This is a genomic window from Pseudochrobactrum sp. AO18b (assembly GCF_000409565.1).
Classification (GTDB): domain Bacteria; phylum Pseudomonadota; class Alphaproteobacteria; order Rhizobiales; family Rhizobiaceae; genus Pseudochrobactrum; species Pseudochrobactrum saccharolyticum.
Genome location: NZ_ANNO01000109.1, coordinates 1 through 8,236 on the forward strand (window position 1 = coordinate 1; position 8,236 = coordinate 8,236).

The window sequence follows — 8,236 nt, forward strand, 5'->3', positions numbered from 1 at the left end:
CAGCATATTGGTGTTGCCAGGAGTTCTGAGCGGCACACCGACAGTGATAATCACACGATCGCCCGGTTTGGCGAACTCTTCCCGATGGGCAATATGACAGGCGCGGTTGACCACATCATCCAGATCACGCGCATCCTCTGTTACCACGCAATGCAGCCCCCAGACGATCGACAGGCGGCGTGCTGTCTCAACGACCGGTGACAGGGCAATAATCGGCGTTAGCGGGCGCTCACGCGACGCTCTGAGGCCTGTGGTGCCCGATGAAGTATAGCAGATGATCGCCGAAAGGTTCAGCGTGGTAGCAATCTGGCGGGCTGCCAGCGATACCGCATCCGCACCGGTTGCTTCCGGTTCGGAACGCTGATTATTGACGATGGACGGATAATTCGGGTCGCGTTCTACTTTCTCGGCAATCCGCGCCATGGTCGCAACCGCTTCCACCGGATAATCACCGGCGGCAGATTCCGCAGACAGCATCACCGCATCTGCACCGTCAAACACGGCAGTCGCCACATCGGAGACTTCCGCACGGGTTGGCACCGGAGCTGTAATCATGGATTCCAGCATCTGGGTGGCAACCACAACAGGCTTACCGGCTTTGCGGCAGGCACGCACGATCTGCTTCTGAATGCCCGGAACGCTTTCCAGCGGCATTTCCACACCGAGATCACCACGGGCAACCATCAGCGCATCCGACAATTCGATAATTTCATCGAGACGGGTAACAGCCTGCGGCTTTTCAATCTTGGACATCAGCGCCACGCGACCACGGGCAATCTTGCGGACTTCCGCGAGATCTTCCGGCCGCTGAATGAAGGACAGTGCTACCCAGTCAATATCTTCCAACAACACGGCATCAAGATCACGGCGATCTTTTTCTGTCAGTGCGCCGACCGGCAATGTCGTATCCGGCAGGCTCACGCCTTTGCGGTCAGAAATTTTGGTGCCGGAGATTACTTTACAACGGATAGACTTACCGTCGGTCGCTTCAGCCTGCAATGCTAAACGACCATCGTCAATCAGCAGACGGTCACCAGCCTGTACGGCCTGCAGAATTTCCGGATGCGGCAGGAAAACACGGTTTTCATCGCCCAGTGTCTCATCATCATCAAGCGTGAAAATCTGACCCGGTGTGAGTTCAACTTTGCCGTCTTTGAATTTGCCGACACGCAGTTTCGGGCCCTGCAAATCTGCGAGAATACCGATCGGGCGTCCGAGCTTGCGCTCTACATTGCGGATGCGGCGCACCAGCTCACGCATCAGGTCGTGATCGGCATGGCTCATATTGATGCGGAAGACATCGGCACCGGCCGCGAATAATTTCTCAATAACCGCTTCATCCGAAGATGCGGGCCCAAGTGTTGCGAGGATCTTTACCTTACGCGCACGTCTCATTGGTGATTGGTTCCTGTCACTGTGGCATTGCCGGCCGGTGCATCATCAGTCAGCTGCACCATCCAGCTTGATTGTTCGCCCGTATCATATTCCTGAAAACCAGAGCGCTGATAACCGCGGGCAAAACAGTCATTCACGCCGTTAATTTTGAATTCGTTTTCAGCCACACACATATTGACCTTGCCGTCCCAGCGGCCGCCGCCTTCTGAATCCTCAGCATAAACATAGTAATAGCGGGAGGTCAGCGGGCCTTCGATCAGGGTCTTGCAGCTTGATCCGTTAATATGCCACCAGCCTTCCGTGATCCATCCGCTCTTGGCGCGATAGCCGATTGCGACACCGACAAGATTTTGTGTCGAATTACAAACGCGAAAATCGGCACGGGCTTCAGGTGCGGAAAAGATAACAGAAATCAATGTGACCGAAACAAAAGCCAGACAATAGAACAAGGTAGAATGAAGACGCATCCGCCAGAACCTTTCAGCGCACGGTACTGCTTAAATATGACAGCAAGGTGTAACAGCCTGACCATTACCACCGGACTGCATCTTTTGTTCGGCTCTGTTTCGGGCAGAAACAAATGATACAGCACTGTAAACAACCGGGTTGCGGCACCGTATCTGCTTCACCATGAAAATGCGATGCCGTAAAGCCGCATAATTCACGCAAGTTGCAGGCAGACTCAAGAGCCTGAGGTCAGTTTTCCGCTGTAAATCAGAACTAATTGCAAAATAGCCTGTCTTGCCGGTCAAGCCGCTATCGGCAACCTTTGCAATCATCTCCGGCAGATAGTGACGGATCACAGTCTGAAAAATACCTCCTGTTTTGCGAATTCAGTGGTTTTCAGTTGCAACAATTATAATCAAATCGATTTAATTGCTGTTTTGTCTATAGCCCACACTCCGACCGGATACTAGAGCGTATCGCGTTTAATTATATCCGCTGCGTGTGCTCTATCTTTTTGTTTTTACGTCTATCCATTTGAACCAGCCATGCTCTGGCCTATCTTGCAAAATGGAGCGCCGGTCACAAATGGCTCGCAATTCTTTGCAATCCATTTATATGTTGATCATCCAATCCATAGCCGGAAACGAGATGACAGGTTTTTCCCCTTTTGAGACCATTGACGGTGATTTTGCGCAAGGTCTGCTGCTGATTGCCGATCATGCCAGCCGTGCAGTGCCTGAGGATTACGGCACGCTCGGGTTGGAGCCGCGTGTTTTTGAGCGCCATATCGCCTATGATATCGGCGTTGAGATGCTGACCAGAGCGCTGGCAGAAAAGCTGAACAGTCCGGCGGTGCTCGGCGGTTTTTCGCGGCTGCTGATTGATCCGAACCGCGGCGAGGATGATCCGACGCTGATTATGCAGTTGTCGGACGGTGCTGTTATTCCGGCCAATTATCCGATGCGGACTGAAGAGCGGGAAAACCGGCTGAACCGCTTTTACCGCCCTTATCACAATGCGGTTGATGCAGCCTGCAACAAGATGCTGCAAGCCGGTGGAAGCGCCCCTTTTGTCGTCTCTGTTCATTCCTATACGCCGGTCTGGAAAACCATACCACGCCCGTGGCAGGTTGCATTGCTCTGGGATAATGATGACCGGGCGATAACACCGCTTTTGTCGATGTTGCGTGAAGACGGTGCATTATCTGTCGGCGATAATGAGCCCTATGACGGCGCTCTGCGTAATGACACATTGTTCCGCCACTGTACCGCCAAAGGCTATGCCAATGTGCTGATTGAAGTGCGGCAGGATCTGATCGCAACACCGGAAGGTGTACAGATTTGGGTCGATCGCCTTGCGCCTATGCTGGCACATATCAATATGATGGATGGTATTCACGATATCCGCCATTATGGTTCACGCACCGGTTCCGTTGAACGGATTTGAGCTGCGAAAGGAAATTGCATGACAAATATTACAGGTAATCAGCGTTTGGCCTATGAGGCCGCAGCTTTTCGCAAGCTGGTTGAGCATTTGCGCAACCGCACCGATGTTCAGAATATCGATATGATGAACCTGACCGGCTTTTGTCGCAACTGCCTGTCCAACTGGTTTCAGGAAGCGGCCAATGCTGATGGCAATGCGCTGACCAAAGACGAAGCACGCGCCGAGATTTACGGCATGCCTTATGATGAATGGCGGGAAAAATATCAGACACCGGCCAGTCAGGCGCAGCAAGATGCTTTTTCTGCACAAAAACCAAGCCACTAATAAAGCTGCTTCAGAAAAAGTGGCTACCGGTTTTTTGCCCGAAGCAGCGACAGATAAAAAACAGAGTGGGTTTTCACTCGAAAATTGAACCACTCTGTAGATTTTAACCAGTATCTTACCGCTTGGCGGCTAGTTTAAGTTCCAAGATTCTTAAATCCATTGCTTGACCATGCGCTGCATGTGAGGCAACCAAGACCACCTGTTTTAAGGCCTGCGACTCGCCCAGCGTTTCATATGGTCTTGTCTATAATCGGAGAATGATATTGAGCGACGATATTACCGGCGACAACGCCCAGTCCATTGCAGTCGGCCAGCTGCGTGCATTTATTGAACGTATTGAACGTCTGGAAGAAGAAAAGAAAACCATCTCTGACGATATCAAAGAGGTTTTCGCTGAGCTGAAAGGCTCCGGCTTTGACTCTAAAGCCGTACGCACCATCATCCGCCTGCGTAAGAAAGAAGCGCATGAGCGTCAGGAAGAAGAAGCGATGATCCAGCTTTATATGGACGCGCTCGGCATGAGCTGATTTCAGCAGTGCTGAAACAAAAAGGGGGCTTTCGCCCCCTTTTTTATTGTTAAAAATCAGCGTTAAACATCAAGCAGTTTCTCAAAACCACCATAGATCATCCGCTTGCCGTCAAAAGGCATGGATTCACCCATCGCCTGCATGCGGGGATCTTCCATCATTTTCTTCCAGGTTGTATCGCGCACAGTTTTGTTCGGAAATTCAATCCAGCTGAACACAATAATTTCGCCGTCTTTGGCCTGCACTGAGCGGCGGAAATCCGTCAGCTTGCCATCCGGCACATCATCGCCCCAGCACTCAACAATGCGGGTGGCGCCAAATTCTTTAAAAATCACAGCCGCTTCAGCTGCATGTTTGCGGTAGTCTTCTTTGCGGTTTTCCGGCACAGAAGCGACAAAACCCTCGACATATCCCATTTTCATTCTCCTTCTTGTGGGCAACTTTATTCTTGCGTTGACTTAATATGTTGATATCAACATAATTGTAAAATGTCAATGAATGTACCATTTTCGACCACACTGGAAGTCCGTGATACATGTCTGTGCCTGCACGCACAGCGCGCAGCCCGTGCTTTAGCCCGTTATTTTGACGATGCTTTGAGGCCCTTCGGACTGACAAACGGCCAGTTTTCTTTGCTGATGGCTTTAAACAGGCCTGAACCGCCATCCATCGCACCGGTTGCCCAATTGCTGGCGATGGATCGTACAACTTTAACGGCCGCACTCAAGCCGCTTCAGAAAAAAGCACTGATAGAAATTATACCAGATGCAACGGACCGGCGCAGCCGATTATTACTGCTGACACCCAAAGGTTCAGCTCTGCTGGCAGAAGCCGTGCCTGTCTGGCGGCAGACCCATGCAGAACTGGAAAATAACCTTCTGAACGGTAACGGTGATTTTTTGCGCTCAATGCTGCTCAGCCTTGGGAATATCACTCCGGCATGAAACACAAAGCTGTGTTATCAGAATAGTTTGTCGCGCTTTTTCTTTCCCTCCGCATCTTTTTAGTCATAATCCGCTTTGAACGAATAATGCATATCCTGCGGAGGAAACGGAATGCGCATGAAACAACTCGGACGGTCAGATTTACAGGTTTCACCTTTCTGCTTCGGCGGCAATGTGTTCGGTTGGACAGCCGATGAAACCACATCTTTTGCGTTGCTCGACCGTCTGCTCGATGCCGACCTGACATTTATTGATACGGCCAATGTCTATTCCCGCTGGGTAGAGGGGCATAAGGGCGGTGAATCGGAAACCGTTATCGGCAACTGGCTCAAAAGCCGTGGCAGTCGTGACAAGATGATCATTGCCACCAAGGTTGGTGCCGATATGGGCGAAGGCTTTACCATGGCGCCTGCCCATATCCGTGAATGTGTTGACGCTTCGCTCAAGCGCCTGCAAACAGATTATATTGATCTCTACCAGTCGCATTATGATGATCCGAATACGCCGTTTGAGGATGTGCTCGGTACATTTCAGGATCTGATCAAAGCCGGTAAAATCCGTGCAATCGGTGCATCCAATATCACCGGCGAGCGTCTGCAAAGCGCATTGGAAATCTCTGAGAAACATAATCTGCCGCGCTATAACTCATTGCAACCGTTGTATAATCTCTATGATCGCAAGAATTATGAAACCACGCTGGAGCCGGTGGTGAGTGCCAATCAGGTTGGTGTTATTCCCTATTATACACTGGCGGCTGGTTTCCTCACGGGGAAATATCGCAGCGAGAAAGATTTAGGCATTAGCCCGCGTGGTAACAGGGTCGGCACCAGCTATCTCAATGAACGCGGATTGAAGATTCTGGAAGCGATGGATCAGGTGGCGGATCGCTATAGCGTGACAGTGGCGCAGATTGCGGTTGCATGGATGATGGCGCAGCCGTCAATCACAGCGCCGATTGCCAGCGCCACCAAGATTGAGCAGCTGGAAGAGCTGATTAAAGCGACTCAGCTGACGCTCGATCAGGATGCATTGGATGTTCTGAACAAGGCCAGCGCATAAAACAAAAAGCCTGCCTGAAACATCATTCAGGCAGGCTTTTATCAGAGCATTGTGAAGGACTGATTAGCCTTCAATCTCCTCACGCAGCATTTCCAGCTCAAGCCATTCTTCTTCATGGGCTTCATTTTCACTGCGTTTCTTTTCAATCTCAGCGGCGATCTTGGCAAACTGCGCAGGGTCTTTGGTATAGAGCGCCGGATCAGCCATTTTCGCCTCAAGTGCTGTAATTTCTGCACTCAGCTTTTCCATCTTCGCCGGCAGTGTTTCCAGCGCAAATTTCTGCTTATAGGACAGTTTACGCTTTTCATCGCGTTTTGGTGCGGGAGCAGCTTCCGCCTTGTCACTACCTGCGGGTGCGGCAGATTTTACCTGACGGCGTGCCAGTGCGGTTTCTTTGCGCTGCGCCATCATATCCGCATAACCGCCGGCATATTGCAGCCAGCGCCCGTCACCTTCCGGTGCAATCACTGATGTTACCGTGCGGTCGAGAAAATCACGGTCATGGCTCACCAGAATAACGGTGCCTGCAAAACCGGACACCAGCTCCTGCAACAGATCCAGCGTTTCCATATCCAGATCGTTGGTCGGCTCATCGAGGATCAGCAGGTTGGCCGGACGCGACAGAACCCGCGCCAGCATCAGACGAGCGCGCTCACCGCCGGATAATTCACGGATCGGCGTGCGTGCCTGTTCCGGCTGAAACAGAAAGTCTTTCATATAGGAGACAACATGGCGCTGCTCGCCATTCACCACCAGCGATTCACCGCGCCCGTCGGTCAGATAATGGGACAGGGTTTCATCCGGATTAAGCTCACGCTTCTGATCCAGCTCGGCAAAATCCAGATTAACACCGAGACGGATTGTGCCGGAATCCGGTTCAAGTTTACCGGTCAGCATCGACAGTAATGTGGTTTTGCCTGCACCATTTGGCCCGACAAGACCGATACGGTCACCGCGATTGACGCGGATGGAGAAATCCTTGACCAGCACACGCTCATCATAGGCTTTGCTGATCTTATCTGCTTCAATCACCAGCTTGCCGGATTCTTTCACGTCGCTGGCCTGCAGCGTTGCCACGCCTTGCGCATGGCGATGGGTGCGGAATTCATGGCGCATTGTGTGCAGTTCGCCAAGGCGGCGCATATTGCGCTTGCGACGTGCGGTTACACCATAGCGCAACCAATGTTCTTCACGAACAATCTGACGGCCGAGTTTCTGATGATCGCGCTCTTCTTCTTCCAGAACTTTGTCGCGCCATTCTTCAAAATGCGCGAAGCCCTGTTCAATACGGCGTGTCACACCGCGATCCAGCCAGATCGTGGCGCGGCTGACATTTTCCAGAAAACGACGGTCATGGGAAATCAGCACAATCGCCGAGCGGATCTGGCGCAATTCCTGTTCCAGCCATTCAATCGTTGCGAGATCAAGATGGTTGGTCGGTTCATCCAGCAGCAGCACATCCGGCTGCGGTGCAATCACCCGCGCCAATGCCGCACGGCGTGCTTCACCGCCGGAAAGCTGCTCCGGTGTTTCATCGCCGGTCAGTCCCAGATTTTCCAGAAGATAGGCCACGCGATACGGATCATCAGTCGGGCCGAGACCTGCTTCCACATAATCACGCACATTGGCAAAACCATCCATATCCGGTGCCTGTGCCAGATAGCGAATGGTTGCGGAAGGATGGCGGAAAACCTCGCCGCCGGTTGGTTCAACCATACCGGCTGCAATTTTCAACAGTGTGGATTTGCCGGAGCCGTTACGCCCGACCAACGCAATCCGCTCTCCCTCACTGATCGACAGGCCTGCATCTTCCAGCAGCGGTGTGCCACCAAAAGTCAGGCTGATCTGGTCAAGTCGGAGAAGAGGAGGAGCCATGGATAATTACGCTTTAAAAAGAGAGGCCGAAGATTGTTACTGCTCATTACTGCATATTGCTGCAAACAGGAACCCTTACTGCTAAATTCCTGGATCAATGCGCAGGCATAAAAAAACAGGCCGGAAACCGGCCTGTTTTTAAATTCAATTTTGTAACTATTAGTTACAAGGCGCTTCGTAAACGCGGCCGTAATTGTCGCGGTAGCGGCAATACTGAAC

General features: G+C 51.8%; 10 protein-coding genes and 1 pseudogene. 5 read left to right on the top strand and 6 right to left on the bottom strand.

Going from position 1 to position 8,236, the window contains the following annotated elements:
- From pyk to A918_RS0104695, 3 genes and pseudogenes are all read right to left on the bottom strand, one after another.
- Positions 1–1,395 (bottom strand): pyruvate kinase (gene pyk / locus A918_RS0104685; RefSeq protein ID WP_022709931.1); only part of this gene is annotated, 1,395 nt, incomplete at its 3' end.
- Positions 1,392–1,784 (bottom strand): annotated as a pseudogene (locus A918_RS0104690) (DUF1036 domain-containing protein); the annotation flags it as partial. The pseudogene A918_RS0104690 and the gene pyk, both read right to left, overlap by 4 nt.
- A gap of 108 nt (positions 1,785–1,892) precedes the next feature.
- Positions 1,893–2,198, bottom strand: coding sequence for a hypothetical protein (locus tag A918_RS0104695; RefSeq protein ID WP_022709933.1), 306 nt, complete (start codon positions 2,196–2,198; stop codon positions 1,893–1,895).
- 292 nt (positions 2,199–2,490) lie between these two features.
- Here A918_RS0104695 and A918_RS0104700 point away from each other — a divergent pair, with 292 nt between their 5' ends.
- The 3 genes from A918_RS0104700 (at position 2,491) to A918_RS0104710 (ending at position 4,139) form a co-directional block, all read left to right on the top strand.
- Positions 2,491–3,288: an N-formylglutamate amidohydrolase gene (locus A918_RS0104700; RefSeq protein WP_022709934.1), complete on the top strand. Its 798-nt coding sequence runs from the start codon at positions 2,491–2,493 to the stop codon at positions 3,286–3,288.
- Between the two features lie 18 nt (positions 3,289–3,306).
- Complete coding sequence (locus tag A918_RS0104705; protein ID WP_022709935.1) at positions 3,307–3,612, top strand: DUF1244 domain-containing protein; 306 nt, start codon at positions 3,307–3,309, stop codon at positions 3,610–3,612.
- A gap of 257 nt (positions 3,613–3,869) precedes the next feature.
- On the top strand, positions 3,870–4,139 hold the full coding sequence (locus A918_RS0104710) for a DUF2312 domain-containing protein (RefSeq protein ID WP_033315879.1): 270 nt from the start codon (positions 3,870–3,872) through the stop codon (positions 4,137–4,139).
- A gap of 62 nt (positions 4,140–4,201) precedes the next feature.
- Here A918_RS0104710 and A918_RS0104715 read toward each other — a convergent pair whose 3' ends face one another.
- The gene (locus A918_RS0104715; protein ID WP_022709937.1) at positions 4,202–4,555 is read right to left on the bottom strand and encodes a DUF1428 domain-containing protein; all 354 of its coding nucleotides are present in this window, start codon (positions 4,553–4,555) and stop codon (positions 4,202–4,204) included.
- Between the two features lie 72 nt (positions 4,556–4,627).
- Between A918_RS0104715 and A918_RS0104720 the strand changes: the two genes are divergently transcribed.
- Both A918_RS0104720 and A918_RS0104725 read left to right on the top strand, forming a co-directional pair.
- Positions 4,628–5,083, top strand: coding sequence for a MarR family winged helix-turn-helix transcriptional regulator (locus A918_RS0104720; RefSeq protein ID WP_022709938.1), 456 nt, complete (start codon positions 4,628–4,630; stop codon positions 5,081–5,083).
- 111 nt (positions 5,084–5,194) lie between these two features.
- Entirely contained in the window at positions 5,195–6,142 is a 948-nt protein-coding gene (locus A918_RS0104725) for an aldo/keto reductase (protein ID WP_022709939.1), read from the top strand.
- A gap of 63 nt (positions 6,143–6,205) precedes the next feature.
- On the opposite strand, the gene A918_RS0104730 is transcribed toward A918_RS0104725, so the two are convergent.
- Entirely contained in the window at positions 6,206–8,017 is a 1,812-nt protein-coding gene (locus A918_RS0104730; protein ID WP_022709940.1) for an ABC-F family ATP-binding cassette domain-containing protein, read from the bottom strand.
- Positions 7,978–8,236, bottom strand: a 259-nt coding sequence (locus tag A918_RS22175) for a hypothetical protein (protein ID WP_210162321.1), incomplete at its 5' end; no start/stop codon positions are given. The genes A918_RS0104730 and A918_RS22175, both read right to left, overlap by 40 nt.